Genomic DNA, 15,705 nt, shown 5'->3' on the forward strand with positions numbered 1-15,705 from the left:
TTTGGTTGGCTCAGCCTGAGGTGCTTTTCCCCAGCTGAAAGTCAATGTATTCGGTCGTGATGGCAATCGCCCGCGCCTGGTTAAACGCGCTGCCGCGCAGAGCGCTGCGCAGCCACAGGCCGTCTATCAGCGCCGCCAGCCCTTTGGCCGCCGCCCGCGCCTGCGCTTTTGGCAGGGCGTGCTGGAACTCGGCGCTCAGGTTGGAATACAACCGCCGGCCGTTTACCTGCTGCAGCCGGTTGAGCTGCGGCTGATGCAGGCTGCTGGCCCAAAAGGCCAGCCAGGTTTTCATCGCCGCGCTGTTGATCTGGGTATCGTCAAAGTTGCCGGCGACGATCGCCCGCAGCCGCGCCGCAGGGCTGTGATCTTCCAGCGCCTGCAAACGCAGTTTGACCGCTTCGCCGAGATGGCTGATCAAATAGCGCATCGTCGCTTCCAGCAACCCGTTCTTATCCTTGAAATAATGGCTAATAATGCCGTTGGAAACGCCCGCCCGCCGCGCAATCTGCGCAATGGTGGCGTCATGCATTCCCACTTCGTTTACCGCGGCCAATGTGGCTTCAATCAACTGTTGCCTTCTTATCGGCTGCATTCCTACCTTGGGCATGGCTTCGCCTCTCACAAAACCGATTTCACCTCCCTATTAAACTTTTTTTTGATTGAACGTTCAATTAAAATTGCATATATTTTATTACCACAAGGTTAAAACAATGTACCTTTTGGTTATGGGAGTAGCTGATTTTTGTGAGGTATTTAACGAATCTGACCAAAATCAGCGCCGAAAAACGCTTCCCGCCCCGCTGCAGATTTCTGCGGTATTAACCGGTTGGCAGCAATAAAATAACGAACCCGGTTCCTACGCTGTGGGAATTCGCGGCATGCGCTTGCACGCCGTTTCGCTTTTTTTTGCCGCCCGCTTTCTTTCTGCACGTTCCCGCAGGTTGCCCGATTGGCGCAGCCCCGGCAGCCGTGTGGGTACGAACGATCCGTTATCAACACCAGAGGAAGACGATGACAACACGCGATACCTCCTCAAAACCGCAGCAGGACCGTTTAAATCCTGTGGTTTTCTTTACGTCTGCGGGGCTGATCCTGGCCTTCTCGCTGATGACCATTTTCTTCACCGATTTTTCCGGCCGCTGGCTGGTCCGCACCCTGAACTGGGTGTCCACCACCTTCGGCTGGTATTACTTATTGGCCGCCACGCTGTATATCGTGTTTGTCGTCCTGATCGCCGGTTCGCGCTTTGGTTCGATCAAGCTGGGGCCGGAACAATCAAAGCCTGAATTCAGCCTGATGAGCTGGGCGGCGATGCTGTTTGCCGCCGGTATCGGTATCGATCTGATGTTCTTCTCGGTGGCGGAACCGGTCACGCAATACATGATGCCGCCCGAAGGCCAGGGGCAAACGCTGGAAGCCGCCCGCCAGGCCATGGTATGGACGCTGTTCCACTACGGCCTGACCGGCTGGGCGATGTATGCGCTGATGGGTATCGCGCTGGGCTATTTCAGCTACCGCTATAACCTGCCGCTGACCATTCGCTCGGCGCTGTACCCGATCTTTGGTAAACGGATCAATGGGCCGATCGGCCACAGCGTGGATATCGCCGCGGTGATCGGCACCATTTTCGGCATTGCCACCACCCTGGGGATTGGCGTAGTGCAGCTCAACTACGGCCTGAAAGTGCTGTTCGATCTGCCGGAAAACCTGACGGTGCAAGGCGGGCTGATTTTACTTTCCGTGATCATGGCCACCGTTTCCGTCACCTCCGGGGTCAATAAAGGCATCCGTTTTCTGTCGGAACTTAACGTGCTGTTGGCGTTGGGGCTGATCCTGTTTGTGCTGTTCTTCGGCGACACCGAATTCCTACTCAATGCACTGGTGCTGAACGTCGGCGATTACATCAACCGCTTTATGGGCATGACGCTCAACAGCTTTGCTTTCGATCGCCCGGTAGAGTGGATGAACAACTGGACGCTGTTCTTCTGGGCATGGTGGGTGGCATGGTCGCCGTTCGTTGGCCTGTTCCTGGCGCGTATTTCACGTGGGCGCACCATCCGCCAGTTTGTGGTGGGCACGCTGATCATTCCGTTCGTGTTCACCCTGCTGTGGCTGTCAATCTTCGGCAACAGCGCGTTGTACCAGATATTGCACGGCAACGCCGATTTTGCGCAGGAAGTGATGCAGTTCCCGGAGCGCGGCTTCTATAGCCTGCTGGCGCAGTACCCCGGCTTTACCTTCAGCGCGTCGGTCGCCACCATCACCGGGCTGTTGTTCTACGTCACCTCGGCGGATTCCGGCTCGCTGGTGCTGGGCAACTTCACCTCGCGCCTGGCCGATATCAACAACGATGCGCCGAACTGGTTGCGCATCTTCTGGTCGGTAGCCATTGGCTTGCTGACCATCGGTATGCTGATGACCAACGGCGTCTCGGCGTTGCAAAACGCCACGGTGATCATGGGCCTGCCGTTCAGCTTCGTTATCTTCTTCGTGATGGCCGGGTTGTACAAATCGCTGCGCGTCGAGGATTATCGCAAAGCCAGTGCGCTGAACACCTCCGCACCGGCGCCGGCTTCGCACAATGAAGTGTTGAACTGGAAGCAGCGCCTGTCACGCGTGATGAATTACCCCGGCACGCAGTACACGCAGAAAATGCTGGATAACGTCTGCCGCCCAGCGATGCAGGATGTTGCGCGCGAGCTGGAATTGCGCGGCGCCAAGGTGGCATTTACCGAAGTGCCGCCCGGCGAGGATGAACGCTTGCCGCACCTGGAGCTGCTGGTGCATCTGGGCGAAGAACAGAACTTTATCTACCAGATCTGGCCACAGCGTTACTCGGTGCCGGGCTTCACTTACCGTGCGCGCTCTGGCAAGTCACACTACTATCGGCTGGAAACCTTCCTGATGGAAGGCACCCAGGGCAACGATCTGATGGACTACAGCAAGGAGCAGGTGATTGGCGACATTCTGGATCAGTACGAAAAACACCTGAACTTCCTGCACATACACCGCGAAGCGCCGGGCAACACCCTGACCTTCCCGGACATGTAATGGCCCCCGCCAGGCCGTGACGCATCGCGTTGCGGCCTGCGCTCCGGGGCAATTTACTCGCTTTTCGCGCTCATCAGCGCAATGCCGGCTTTCCCCAACGCTTCCCGTGCGGCTTCCGGCAAATGCTCGTCGGTAATCACCGTATCAAACACCGAAAGCGGCAGCGCCAGATAGGTGGCGACTTTGCCGTATTTCGAGGTATCGCTCAGCAAAATACGGCGGCGGCTGGCCTCGGCGATCGCCTGTTTCACCATCACTTTGTCTTCGCTCGGCGTCGACAGGCCCCGCAGCCCCCATGAAGAAGCCGAAATAAAGGCCAGATCGATAAACAGGTTGCGCAGCGCCTGCGCCGCAGCCGCCCCCACACAGGAGCGGTTCTCGCGGCAGACGGTGCCGCCGGTATGAATAATCTGGCAACGGCTGAACTCAATCAGGTAGCTGGCAATCACAAAGTCATTGGTCACCACAGTTAAATCGCTGCGATCGCCCAGTTGCCTTGCCAGCGCCAGCGTGGTGGTGCCTGCATCCAGATAAACGCAGCTGTTCAGCGGGATCTGGCGCGCGGCCAGTTGGCCGATAGCGGCTTTCTGTTGGCTGAACATACCCTCCTTATCCTGATGCGAAGGCTCGATCGCCACGCGCTCCGCCGCTTGCACACCGCCGGACACGGTCACCACCGTGCCCTGAGCTTCCAGCTTTTGCAGATCGCGCCGAATGGTCATATGGGATACGCCAAGCCGTTCGGTCAGCGCCGCTATGCTGATCACGCCGCGTTCCGCGACCAGCGCCAGGATTTGTTGATGGCGTTCTACAGGTATCACGTCTTCTCTCTCGTTAACCGCAGTGATAATAATTGTGATGTTACGTCAAATTATGTGCCGAAACAGTATTCATCGCCGGGCAAACCAAACGAAACCCGCCCCGAATCACCCTAAATAATTTAATAAACAAATAGATACAGGAATCACTCTTTTTACCTTCCTCTATCCGTTCTTACACAATGTTAACATTTGTGAGAACGATCACCAACTCCCGGCGAAAACACGCTTATATTTAACACAACAAAACAAAATATCACCAAAATTAACAAAGGTGCACAATGACAACATCAACGCATTACTCTGTAGCCATCGTAGGCTTGGGTTCAATGGGCATGGGTGCGGCCAAGTCTTGCATCCGCGCCGGGCTGAACACCTACGGCGTCGATCTTAACCCGCAGGCGCTGAAGACACTGCAACAAGCCGGGGCTAAACAGGCCGCCACCAGCGCCGACGCGTTTGCCGCCGAGCTGGATGCCGTGCTGCTATTGGTGGTGAATGCCGCACAGGTAAAACAAATCCTGTTCGGCGAAAACGGCCTGGCGCCCCGCCTGAAGCCCGCCACGGCAGTCATGGTGTCGTCCACCATTTCCGCCGCCGATGCCAAAGATATTGAGCGCCAACTGCAAGCGCTGGGGCTGAACATGCTGGACGCCCCGGTTTCGGGCGGTGCGGCCAAAGCCGCCGAAGGCCAGATGACGGTGATGGCGGCCGGCGCGGAAGCCACCTTCGCGCAGTTGCAGCCGGTGCTGGATGCGGTGGCCGGCAAGGTTTACCGCATTGGCGCGGAAATTGGCCTGGGCGCCACGGTGAAAATCATCCACCAGTTGCTGGCCGGGGTGCATATCGCCGCCGGGGCGGAAGCGATGGCGCTGGCGGCACGCGCCGGCATTCCGCTGGACGTAATGTACGACGTCGTCACCAACGCCGCCGGCAACTCCTGGATGTTCGAAAACCGCATGCGCCACGTGGTGGAAGGCGATTACACGCCCAAATCCGCCGTCGATATCTTCGTTAAGGATCTGGGGCTGGTGACGGACACCGCCAAAATGCTGCACTTCCCGCTGCCGCTGGCTTCCACGGCGTTCAATATGTTTACCGCAGCCAGCAACGCCGGCTACGGTAAAGAGGATGACAGCGCAGTGATCAAAATTTTCGCCGGCATCGAACTGCCGTCTAACCAGGAGAATAGCTAATGTTGCTTGGCGTTATCGCGGACGATTTTACCGGTGCCACCGACATCGCCAGCTTCCTGGTGAACAATGGCCTGCCGACGGTGCAGCTCAACGGCGTGCCGCAAGGCAGCGCGCCGGCCGGCGCCCAGGCGGTGGTTATCAGCCTGAAAACCCGCTCCTGCCCGGCGCCGCAGGCCGTTGAGCAGTCACTTCAGGCGCTGGCCTGGCTACAGCGCCAGGGTTGCCGCCAGTTTTACTTCAAATACTGCTCCACCTTCGACAGCACCGCCCAGGGCAATATCGGCCCGGTGACCGATGCGCTGCTCGAGGCATTGGGCGAGAACCTGACGGTAATATCCCCGGCGCTGCCGGTTAACGGCCGCACCGTTTATCAGGGATATCTGTTCGTGATGGAACAGTTGCTGTCGGAGTCCGGCATGCGCCATCACCCGGTAACGCCGATGACCAACAGCAACCTGCTGCAATTAATGGAAGCGCAAGCCAGCGGCCGCTGCGGGCTGGTGAACGCGGCGGTGATGGATCGCGGTGCGGCGGCAGTGCAGGAAAAGCTGCAGCTTTTAGCAGGCGAAGGGGTGCGCTATGCGGTGCTGGATACCCTGAATGAACAGCACCTGCTGGCCCAGGGGGAAGCGCTGAAAGGGATGAAGCTGGTCACCGGCGGTTCCGGCCTGGCCATCGGCCTGGCGCGGCAATGGGCTGATGCCGGGCAGGATCAACGCCTGGCGCAGGCCGCCGGCGCGCCACAAGGGAAAAAGGCCGTGGTACTCTCCGGCTCCTGCTCAACCATGACCAACAAACAGGTGGCGCATTACCGCCAACAGGCCGCGGCGCAAGCCATCGACGTGGCGCGCTGCATCAACGCCGCCGAGCGACATGATTATGCACGCCAGCTCGGCGATTGGCTGCAACAGCATGCGGCAGATACGCTGGCGCCGATGCTCTACGCCACCGCCGAACCGGAAACGCTGCGCCAGATCCAACAGCAATACGGGGCCGATGCCGCCAGCCACGCCGTGGAAGCACTGTTTGCCGAAACCGTGCAACTGCTGCAGCAGGCCGGTTTCAACCGCTTTATCGTCGCCGGGGGCGAAACCGCCGGCGTGGTCACCCAGGCGCTCGGGATCGGCGGTTTCCATATCGGCCCGAGCATCTCACCCGGCGTGCCGTGGGTACGCGCGATCGAACAACCTGTCTCACTGGCCCTGAAATCGGGCAATTTTGGCGATGAAAACTTTTTCGCCAGGGCGCAAACGGAGTTCCCAGTATGACATTTTCGCAAAAATCCGCGCCATCCGATGAGCAGTTGGCGCGTGAAGAGATGGTGCGCCTTGGCGCTTCTTTCTTTGCACGCGGCTATGCCACCGGTTCCGCGGGCAACCTTTCGCTGCTGCTGCCAGACGGCACGCTATTGGCGACGCCAACCGGCTCCTGCCTGGGGGAATTACAGGCCGAGCGCTTATCAAAAGTCAGCCTGGCCGGCGAGTGGATCTCCGGCGACAAACCGTCGAAAGAGACCAGCTTCCACCGGGCGCTGTACCTGAACAATCCGCAGTGCAAAGCCGTGGTGCACTTACACTGCACCTACCTGACGGCCCTTTCCTGCCTTCAGGGGATAGATCCACAAAACGTGATCAAGCCTTTTACCCCCTACGTGGTGATGCGGGTGGGCGAGATACCGCTGGTGCCTTATTACCGCCCCGGCGATGAACGCCTGGCGCGCGATCTGGCCGCACTGGCGCCCCGGTATCGCGCATTTCTGTTGGCCAACCACGGGCCGGTGGTCACCGGATCAAGCCTGCGGGCGGCGGCCGACAATACTGAAGAGATGGAAGACGCGGCAAAACTGATTTTCACTCTCGGTGACCGCCCAATCCGTTATTTAACCGACGATGAAATTGCCGAGTTACGGAGCTGATTATGCCTAAATTTGCTGCCAACTTATCGATGATGTTCAGTGAACTGCCGTTTCTGGATCGCTTCGCCGCAGCGGCGGCGGCCGGCTTCACAGCGGTGGAGTTCCTGTTCCCCTATGACTACCCGCCGGCGCTGCTGGCGCAAAAGCTGCAGGAGAACGGCCTGCAACAAGTGCTGTTTAATACCGCGCCCGGCGATACCCACGCAGGCGAATGGGGGCTGGCGGCGCTGCCCGGCCGTGAACGGGATGCGCAAGCCGATATCGATCAAGCGCTGGAATATGCCATCGCCCTGCAATGCCCGAATGTGCACGTGATGGCCGGTGTGGTGCCGCCTGGTGAAGAGTGGGCGCGCTACCGCGATAGTTTTATCAGCAATATCCGCTATGCCGCCGATCGCTTTGCCGGCCACGGCATCAAGGTGCTGATTGAAGCGCTGAGCCCGCAAGTAAAACCCAACTATCTGTTCAGCAGCCAGCACCAGGCCGCCCAATTGCAGCAAGACATCGATCGCCCGAACGTGTTTATTCAGTTCGATTTCTTTCACGCCCAGTTGGTGGACGGCAACATCAGCGGGCTGATTGAAACCCTGGCCGGGCGCTATGCCCACATCCAGATTGCTTCAGTACCGGCGCGCAATGAACCTGACGACGGCGAGTTGAACTATCCCTGGTTGTTTGAGCTGCTGGATCGCAGCGGCTACCCAGGGTGGATCGGCTGTGAGTACAAACCGCGCGGCGCAACCACCGCCGGCCTGGGCTGGGTTCAACCTTATCTGTAACCGCCCCGAATAATCTAATTAGACACTAAACATTTTTCCGTATCGCCCTTAACGGGCGATCGCGGTACCGAACTCTTACCCGATTAAAGGCAATGCTATGTCTACCTCAATGCTACTGTTAATCGCCATCGCTGGTGTAGCACTGCTACTGCTGATGGTCATCAAAGCCCGAATACAGCCGTTTGTCGCGCTGCTGTTGGTCAGCCTGCTGGTGGCGTTGGCCAGCGGTATCCCCACCGGCGAGGTAATGAAAGTCATGACCGCCGGCATGGGCGGCGTGCTCGGCTCCGTGACGATCATCATCGGCCTGGGCGCCATGCTGGGCCGGATGATCGAGCAATCCGGCGGCGCAGAATCACTGGCGCAGCGTTTCAGCCAAATCATGGGGCCGAAACATACCGTTGCCGCACTGACCATCGCTGCGTTTATCCTCGGCATCCCAGTGTTCTTTGACGTCGGCTTTATCATTCTGGCGCCGATCATCTATGGCTTTGCCAAAGTCGCGAAAGTGTCGCCGGTAAAATTCGGCCTGCCGATGGCCGGTGTGATGCTGGCGGTGCACGTGGCGCTGCCGCCGCACCCCGGCCCGGTCGCTGCAGCCGGGATCCTGAATGCAGACGTTGGCTGGCTCACCATCATCGGCACGGCGGTTTGTATACCGGTCGGCGTGATTGGCTACTACGTTGCCAAATACATGAACCGCACCCAGTACCCGTTATCCGTCGAAGTGCTGGAACAGCTGCAGTTGGCGGCGCCGGAACCGACGCCGCAAGGCGCGCCGCCCATCAGCGATCGCATCAACCCGCCGGGCGCCGGCCTGGTTTCTGCGCTGATCGTCATCCCTATCGCCATTATCATGCTGGGCACCCTGTCGTCCACGCTGCTGGCGGCCGGCTCCCCGCTGCGTGATACGTTGTCCCTGCTCGGCTCCCCTGCCGTCGCGCTGCTGATCGCCCTGGCGCTGGCGTTTTACTTCCTGGCAATCCGCCGCGGCTGGAGCCTGCAACATACCAGCGACGTGATGGGCGCCGCGCTGCCGGCGGCCGCCGTGGTGATTCTGGTGACCGGCGCCGGCGGGGTTTTCGGCAAGGTGCTGGTGGAATCCGGGGTGGGGAAAGCGCTGGCTGATGTGCTGAGCACGCTCGGCCTGCCGTTGATCCCGGCGGCGTTTATTATTTCGCTGGCGCTGCGGGCGTCGCAAGGCTCGGCCACGGTGGCGATCCTCACCACCGGCGGGCTGCTGTCTGAAGCCGTGATTGGGCTGAACCCGATTCAGCTGGTGTTGATTACGCTGTCTATTTGTTTTGGCGGGCTGGGGCTTTCACACGTCAACGATTCAGGCTTTTGGATTGTGACCAAATATCTGGGGCTTTCGGTAGCGGATGGGTTGAAGACCTGGACGGTGCTGACCACGGTGCTTGGGCTGTGTGGGTTTGTCTTTACCTGGTTGCTGTGGCTGGTGGTGTAGCAAAGAACCCCCGGCCGTTATAACGAAAAAATGCCAGTCAGCGTAGCTGACTGGCATTAATATTCTCTGGAATACCCGTGGCCCAACGCCAGGGAACCGGAACTTAGAAGCGGTAACCTACGCCTACGTTCCAGGTGCCTACGTCAACGCTACGGATACGGCTTTGTTCATAGCCGACGTCCAGCGCCACGTCCTGAATTGGGTTGAATTGCATACCAGCGCCATAGCTGAAGCCATAGTCGCTGTTGCCAGCACGGTCAGAACCATCCTGCGCGTTGTTTACGTTTTTACCGTAACCAACACCGATCACACCATAGATGCTCGCCCAGTCATTGAAACGGTAAGCCGGGCCGGCAGTGATCGAGTCATACTGTGATTTTTTGTATTGGCCGAATTCGGAACGGTCTTTTTCCAGGTGGGTGAAGGAACCAATCACGCCAACCGGGCTGTTGTCGAATTCATAACGGTATTTCAGGTTGAAGCCGTTAGCTTTATTGGCTACGCCCTGAAAATCGCCTTGCGCATAACCGGCAGATACGGTGCTTTCGCCAGCAAAGGCACTGCCTGCGCTCATTGCTAATACACATGCTGCTACTGCGGAAAGACATGCAATTTTTTTCATAACCACCTCAAACTCGTTTTTTTATTTAATACAACCTTGTAACTTCAGTTGAAAATATAACAAAAAACAGAGCGAAACTCCGCCAATAATTAAGTGTCTAACACTTAATATCGTGTAACAGGAGGTTTCAAGAATAGTGTATCCCTCTATTTTTGCTCGATTTCCACGCGGATTGTAGAAGCTTTCATGACGAAAATCACGGTTTTAATATCCAGATAAATCCGAATAAGCTGTGCTTTTTTTATGCTAAATGGCGGAAACCCCCGTCAGTTCTGCTTCTTCACGAACTTTTCACAGCGATATATCCCCGCACATTTACACTGACATACACTTATTTACGAATTGCTTTCCTGAAGCCGGGATGATACGAAGGACGCTTAATAAGGATAAAAGGGATGCCATCCTCGTGAGCACCAACACCCCCGCCACATTGTTGCCCATATGCGGCTTGCTGATTGCCATTGTATCCACCCAGGTGGGCGCCTCGCTGGCGAAAAGCCTGTTCCCGCTAGTCGGCGCCGAAGGGATCACCACCCTGCGCCTAAGTATCGGCACCCTGATCATGTTTATCATCTTCCGCCCCTGGCGCATGCGGCTAAGCGTGGGCAACCGCCTGCCGCTGCTGATTTATGGCCTGTCGTTGGGGGCGATGAACTATCTGTTTTACCTTTCATTACGCACGGTGCCGCTGGGGATCGCCGTCGCGCTGGAATTCACCGGCCCACTGACGCTTGCCATGTGCTCATCCCGCCGCCCGGTCGATTTTATCTGGGTGATGTTGGCCGTTACCGGGTTGGGGTTTCTGCTGCCGCTGGGCCATAACGTGGGCGCTATCGATCCATTAGGCGCTGCCTGCGCCCTGGGTGCCGGCACCTGTTGGGCGATATACATTATCTCTGGCCAAAAGGCCGGGGGGAACCATGGGCCGGGAACGGCAGCCATTGGCTCGCTGATCGCCGCCGCCGTATTTTGCCCCATCGGTGCCTGGCATGCCGGCAGCGCGCTGCTGAACCTGGATATTCTTCCGCTGGCGATTGCGGTCGCCGTGTTGTCCACCGCATTGCCCTATTCATTGGAAATCATCGCCTTGCCCAAAATCCCGGCGCGCACATTCGGCACCCTGATGAGCCTGGAACCGGCGCTGGCGGCGTTGTCCGGCATGGTGTTCCTGAACGAACACCTGACGCCGGTGCAATGGGCCGCGCTGGCGGCAATTATCATCGCCTCCATTGGCGCCACCCTGACGCTCAAAACCCAAACGCGGATTGAGCCGCTTTCCTAGCAAAAGCAATGCCGGCATGAAAGCCGGCATTGCCATCACATCACGCGGCGAAGCGAAGGGCTATTCAACGGCGATCGGCGTTTCCACCAGTTTCACTTCTTGATCGCCCTGCAGCGCTTTTACTTTTTGCTGATACTGTTTCACCTGTTCAGCATCTTTCAGCAGGGTGTAGGTCAGCTCAAAATCGGTGCTTTGCCCCGGCTGCAGTTGTTTGATACGCCCCTGCTCACGCTCGATTTTCACCGGATAAGCGTAGCTGGTGCCAGGCTCAATCCCGGTGACGTAGCCCTGGCGTTCAGTATCGGTGTTTTTCCACAGCGTCAGCACCGGCAGTTGATGGGTATCAAAGCCAATCGCCACGCCGCGATCGCCTTGCTTGTTATTCAGCATCGCCAGCGTTTTCCCCTGTGCATCGGCCAACGGCACGATATTGAACACCATCTCATCAAAGTCTTTGGTTGGCCCCTGATACGTATGCCAGCCTTTCAGCCCGGCTTTGGCATAGTCGTTGAAAGGCGAGATCTGCTTGATAGGCGCGCTGAAGGTTGCGCCCTCACCGAGGATCGGCGTACCAAAGTTGCTGTGGTAGATAATCTGGTAATCGCGCGGGTAGTCAGCGCGGTTGGTCAGGCGATCGTGAAGGGTAAATGACTGTGCGCCCGGCACGTACCGCAGTTCAGTCCAGGTTTCCAGATTGCTTTTCTTGAAGGTGTTCTCTTTCAGCAAGCCGCGGATACGGACTTCATACGGTGCCTTTTCCGAAATTTCCACCACCACCTTCGATGCCGGCGTATTGCCGGCCCGGCCGTGCAACGTATACAGCGTCCCGTTGTCTACGCCGGGGTGGCCGGTCCATTCATAGCCACAGCGCACCACCATTTCATTGAAACCATCCAGCCAGCCCAGGCCGCCGCGGCTTTCCAGGTTGATATAGGCCGGGTTAACCACATCCGTCACCGGGGAATCCCAACCCAGACGCACACCAGAGCCGTTAACGTGCAGCAGGTCCATACCGCGTGTCGGGCTAAGCGCAATGGTCAGCCCCGGGCTGGTCAGTGTGATCACTTTCGAGCCTTCCTGCTTGCCGCCGTGCAACACCTTCTGTTCAATGCTGAAGCGGGCACCGGGGATGTTCAGCTTTTGGCTGTCGATCTGCCAATTGCCTTGTTCAATGCCATTTTCGTTATCTGTCAACACGATAGTTTCAGCACTGGCATAGCCGGAAACCAGCGAGAGCGCGATTGAGACTGCAAGAAACGTTTTCATTGATGATTCCTTATCTGTTTTAGCTGAATGGTTTTAGCTTTGTCCTCGATAAAGGTAGGTTTTCGCGCTAAATGAAAATGCGAGGCGGGTCACTTTTCTGCTACATCGATTAACAGAAAAATATTTACGTGATACGGATCATACTTATCGATGCAAATTTGCCGAGGAAAGCATGAAAATAGACGTTCGATCGCCATTAATTGAATTGCTGAAATAGCTGAAGCCGCTTCAGCAAAAACGATGCCGTCATATTTGCGTAACGGATATTTAAGGCAGCGTCTGCAGCCAGGCAGCCGTCTGGCGCGGGGAACGCAAATGGATAAAGCGGATGTGGCTGTAGCGCGCATCCTGCATATCGGCCAGGTATTTGGCACGGTTTTTACGGTAGGTTTTTAACGTCCAGAGGATGATGGAATCACGGCTGAAAAAAGACCGGCGAAAGTTTTCCCGGTTGCCGGTGTGCGGCCACAGTTCGGTATGGCGCCATGACCGCTGCAGCGCACGGCGTATCGCCTGCCAGAGGGTGCGGCAGAAACCGTAATCCACCCATACCACCCATTGCACCTCGCGCCATTTGATCGGCTTCGTCCGGGTGTAGTTACCATCCAACACCCAGCCCATCGGCGCCGCAGCGAGCGTTTGCTCAACCTTGAGCAGAAATTCCTCGTCCGACGTGCCCTGCCATGCCGGGCGCCAAAACAGCAGATCCATCTCGATATAGGGCACGGCAAACTTCTGCGCCAACTGGCGCGCCACGGTGCTTTTACCGCTGCCGCTGGTTCCGACGACGTTGATTTTCATTTTTCAGCCAGGCCATTCACAGGAGGGAGCACATTTTATAAGGGCAAAGATACGCTATCAATATGAATTATCTGCGAATAAACCAGAAAATAATGTAATGAATAAAAATGGCTGTACGCGGCGGCATTTTCAGGCGAATATTATTAGCCGAAATGATATTAAGAATAATTACCAACCGCAAAAGGCAAATAGATAACTCTTTAATAATCAGCAGGGTTTACAATTTCGAGAAAAATTACCCCTGGCAATAAAAATAATCAACCTGTTCCTGCCTATTTATCCAATAGCCACACTCCGCCAGCAAAAAAAAATATCGCTGCTATACTTAAATCCGTAGCGAAATATGACAACAATTAATCAAGAGGATATCAGATATGAGTACCGCTAAACTGGTGAAAACGAAATCTTCTGATCTACTATTCACGCGCAATGATGTGGATGAGAAAACCAAACAGGCCACCATCAAGGCCCTGAATGAACAGGTTATCCAGTTCATCGATCTGTCGTTGATCACCAAACAGGCGCACTGGAACATGCGTGGCGCAAACTTCATCGGTGTCCATGAAATGCTGGATGGTTTCAGAACCGCCATTACCAATCATCAGGACATCTTCGCAGAACGCGTTGTGCAACTGGGTGGTGTCGCACTGGGTACCGTGCAGGTTGTTAATGATAAAACGCCGCTGAAAAGCTACCCAACCAACATCCATACGGTTCAGGAGCACCTGAAGGCATTGGCCGATCGCTACGGTGCCGTGGCCAACGACATCCGTAAAGCCATTACCGAAGTGGAAGACGAAGATACCGCCGACATGTTTACCGCCGCTTCGCGCGAACTGGACAAGTTCCTGTGGTTCATCGAGTCCAATATTGAATAAATGTGCGCGGCCTTAAAACAGGCAGCCCACGGGCAACAGTGAGCATGTTGTGTGTAAACAGGCCGGGTGTAAAACCGGCCTGTTTTTTTGCGTCAATGGCGATTGAATTGTACAAAAAACACCCCATAGTAATCCGTGTAACAGCAACAAAGAGAGGTCACTATGGCAAGCGGATGGGCAGCTGACGGTGCGGTGCAAGATCAAATAGACTCCACCGTAGAAGATGCGGTTGAGCGCGCGCGCCATGCCCTTGGGCAGGGTGAAAGCGAGCATTATTGCCAGGAATGTGGGGAAGAAATTCCACTCGCGCGGCGCCAGGCGCTAAAAGGCGTGCGCTTTTGCCTGGCCTGTCAAAGTGAAAAAGACAAAAAGCAGGCGGCGGCCAGCCTGTACAACCGCCGCGGCAGCAAAGACAGCCAACTGCGCTAACCCCGCATTCCCTCCTCGCCAGGCACCGCCAACGCCTGGCGTTTCTTTTTTCTGGCTGCTTATGCGGCTGCACTTGCACCAAATGCAACATTTTTTCGCCAGAAAAGTTAGCGTTAGTTATCTGTATTACGGCAACATGGTTAATTATCGGTTGTTTTCCCGCCATTATTCAGTTAATCATAATTCTCATGCACCACCATGGATTGATGCACCATTTTGGTGATCATAAACGGTGCAATTGCGGAGAAATTCACGGTTATTGCACCATGCCGTATTCCAACCCGTTGTTTTAATAAAATATTAAAACATGGCACGAATCTTTCATGGCAATGGCTGCAATATAAAAAATGGGTCACCCACAACCTGTACAGGAAATACCGCTCATGAAGTCAATTTTTAAAGTTACTCTCGCCACACTTTCCCTGGCTTTCGCCATAAACCTCCACGCAGCAGAAAAACTGGTTGTCGCAACCGACACCGCCTTCGTTCCCTTTGAATTCAAGCAGGGCGACAAATACGTCGGCTTTGATATTGACCTATGGGCCGCTATCGCCAAAGAGCTGAAGCTGGATTACACCCTCAAGCCTATGGATTTCAGCGGTATCATCCCGGCTCTGCAAACCAAAAACGTTGACCTGGCGCTGGCCGGCATCACCATCACCGACGAGCGCAAAAAGGCCATCGACTTCTCCGATGGTTATTACAAAAGCGGTCTGCTGATCATGGTGAACGCCAGCAACGACAGCATTAAAAGCATTGACGATCTGAACGGCAAAGTGGTTGCGGTGAAGAGCGGCACCGGCTCCGTGGATTACGCCAAACAACACATCAAGACCAAAGACCTGCGCCAGTTCCCGAATATCGATAACGCCTACATGGAACTGGGCACCCGCCGTGCGGATGCCGTGCTGCACGATACGCCGAACATCCTGTATTTCATCAAGACCGCCGGCGCCGGCAAATTCAAACCGGTTGGCGAATCACTGGAAGCGCAACAGTACGGTATCGCCTTCCCGAAAGGCAGCAACGAATTACGCGACAAAGTGAATACCGCGCTGAAAACCCTGCGTGAGAACGGCACCTACAACGAAATCTACAAAAAATGGTTTGGCGTTGAGCCGAAATAACGGCTAACACGCACAAGCGTGCATCCGTAGATTTTGCAAGCAGTCACCAACGCCATCCGGCAGGTTCCCTCAG

The 15,705-nt window shown here is 56.1% G+C and carries 15 protein-coding genes; 10 read left to right on the top strand and 5 right to left on the bottom strand.

The features are described from left to right. Window positions 1-10: 10 nt before the first annotated feature. Entirely contained in the window at window positions 11-607 is a 597-nt protein-coding gene (gene betI, locus ACN28Q_RS04720) for a transcriptional regulator BetI (RefSeq protein ID WP_095845281.1), read from the bottom strand. Between the two features lie 404 nt (window positions 608-1,011). Here betI and ACN28Q_RS04725 point away from each other — a divergent pair, with 404 nt between their 5' ends. Then, window positions 1,012-3,051, top strand: coding sequence for a choline transporter (locus ACN28Q_RS04725; protein WP_095845282.1), 2,040 nt, complete (start codon window positions 1,012-1,014; stop codon window positions 3,049-3,051). A gap of 53 nt (window positions 3,052-3,104) precedes the next feature. On the opposite strand, the gene ygbI is transcribed toward ACN28Q_RS04725, so the two are convergent. Further along, complete coding sequence (ygbI, locus tag ACN28Q_RS04730) at window positions 3,105-3,872, bottom strand: DNA-binding transcriptional repressor YgbI (RefSeq protein WP_095845283.1); 768 nt, start codon at window positions 3,870-3,872, stop codon at window positions 3,105-3,107. 278 nt (window positions 3,873-4,150) lie between these two features. Between ygbI and ltnD the strand changes: the two genes are divergently transcribed. The 5 genes from ltnD to ACN28Q_RS04755 all read left to right on the top strand — a co-directional run bounded on the left by ltnD (window position 4,151) and on the right by ACN28Q_RS04755 (window position 9,227). Further along, window positions 4,151-5,065, top strand: a complete 915-nt coding sequence (gene ltnD / locus ACN28Q_RS04735; RefSeq protein ID WP_095845284.1) for an L-threonate dehydrogenase — start codon at window positions 4,151-4,153, stop codon at window positions 5,063-5,065. Then, window positions 5,065-6,333, top strand: a complete 1,269-nt coding sequence (gene otnK, locus ACN28Q_RS04740; protein WP_095845285.1) for a 3-oxo-tetronate kinase — start codon at window positions 5,065-5,067, stop codon at window positions 6,331-6,333. The genes ltnD and otnK overlap by 1 nt, the downstream gene beginning before the upstream one ends. Continuing rightward, window positions 6,330-6,980: a 3-oxo-tetronate 4-phosphate decarboxylase gene (gene otnC / locus ACN28Q_RS04745; RefSeq protein ID WP_095845286.1), complete on the top strand. Its 651-nt coding sequence runs from the start codon at window positions 6,330-6,332 to the stop codon at window positions 6,978-6,980. Before otnK ends, otnC begins: the two co-directional genes overlap by 4 nt. 2 nt (window positions 6,981-6,982) lie before the next feature. Continuing rightward, window positions 6,983-7,759, top strand: coding sequence for an HPr family phosphocarrier protein (locus tag ACN28Q_RS04750; protein WP_095845287.1), 777 nt, complete (start codon window positions 6,983-6,985; stop codon window positions 7,757-7,759). A 97-nt stretch (window positions 7,760-7,856) separates the two neighbouring features. Next, window positions 7,857-9,227, top strand: coding sequence for a GntP family transporter (locus tag ACN28Q_RS04755; RefSeq protein WP_095845288.1), 1,371 nt, complete (start codon window positions 7,857-7,859; stop codon window positions 9,225-9,227). Window positions 9,228-9,330: 103 nt separating this feature from the next. On the opposite strand, the gene ompX is transcribed toward ACN28Q_RS04755, so the two are convergent. Beyond that, window positions 9,331-9,849 (bottom strand): outer membrane protein OmpX, encoded by a 519-nt coding sequence (ompX, locus tag ACN28Q_RS04760; protein ID WP_095845289.1) that lies wholly within the window; start codon window positions 9,847-9,849, stop codon window positions 9,331-9,333. 361 nt (window positions 9,850-10,210) lie between these two features. On the opposite strand from ompX, the gene rhtA reads away from it, so the two are divergent. Further along, window positions 10,211-11,131 carry a threonine/homoserine exporter RhtA gene (rhtA, locus tag ACN28Q_RS04765; RefSeq protein WP_095845290.1) on the top strand — a complete coding sequence of 307 codons (921 nt, stop codon included), beginning with the start codon at window positions 10,211-10,213 and terminating at the stop codon, window positions 11,129-11,131. Window positions 11,132-11,191: 60 nt separating this feature from the next. Here rhtA and ACN28Q_RS04770 read toward each other — a convergent pair whose 3' ends face one another. Next, a complete protein-coding gene (locus tag ACN28Q_RS04770) occupies window positions 11,192-12,397 on the bottom strand; it encodes an aldose 1-epimerase family protein (protein ID WP_095845291.1) in 1,206 nt (401 codons plus the stop codon). A gap of 267 nt (window positions 12,398-12,664) precedes the next feature. Beyond that, window positions 12,665-13,198 carry a P-loop NTPase family protein gene (locus ACN28Q_RS04775; protein WP_095845292.1) on the bottom strand — a complete coding sequence of 178 codons (534 nt, stop codon included), beginning with the start codon at window positions 13,196-13,198 and terminating at the stop codon, window positions 12,665-12,667. Between the two features lie 374 nt (window positions 13,199-13,572). Between ACN28Q_RS04775 and dps the strand changes: the two genes are divergently transcribed. The 3 genes from dps to glnH all read left to right on the top strand — a co-directional run bounded on the left by dps (window position 13,573) and on the right by glnH (window position 15,632). Further along, window positions 13,573-14,076: a DNA starvation/stationary phase protection protein Dps gene (gene dps / locus ACN28Q_RS04780; RefSeq protein ID WP_095845293.1), complete on the top strand. Its 504-nt coding sequence runs from the start codon at window positions 13,573-13,575 to the stop codon at window positions 14,074-14,076. A 162-nt stretch (window positions 14,077-14,238) separates the two neighbouring features. Continuing rightward, the gene (locus tag ACN28Q_RS04785; RefSeq protein ID WP_095845294.1) at window positions 14,239-14,505 is read left to right on the top strand and encodes a DksA/TraR family C4-type zinc finger protein; all 267 of its coding nucleotides are present in this window, start codon (window positions 14,239-14,241) and stop codon (window positions 14,503-14,505) included. A gap of 383 nt (window positions 14,506-14,888) precedes the next feature. Continuing rightward, window positions 14,889-15,632 carry a glutamine ABC transporter substrate-binding protein GlnH gene (gene glnH, locus ACN28Q_RS04790; protein WP_095845295.1) on the top strand — a complete coding sequence of 248 codons (744 nt, stop codon included), beginning with the start codon at window positions 14,889-14,891 and terminating at the stop codon, window positions 15,630-15,632. Window positions 15,633-15,705: the final 73 nt, after the last annotated feature.

This window comes from Gibbsiella quercinecans, from assembly GCF_002291425.1.
Lineage (GTDB): Bacteria > Pseudomonadota > Gammaproteobacteria > Enterobacterales > Enterobacteriaceae > Gibbsiella > Gibbsiella quercinecans.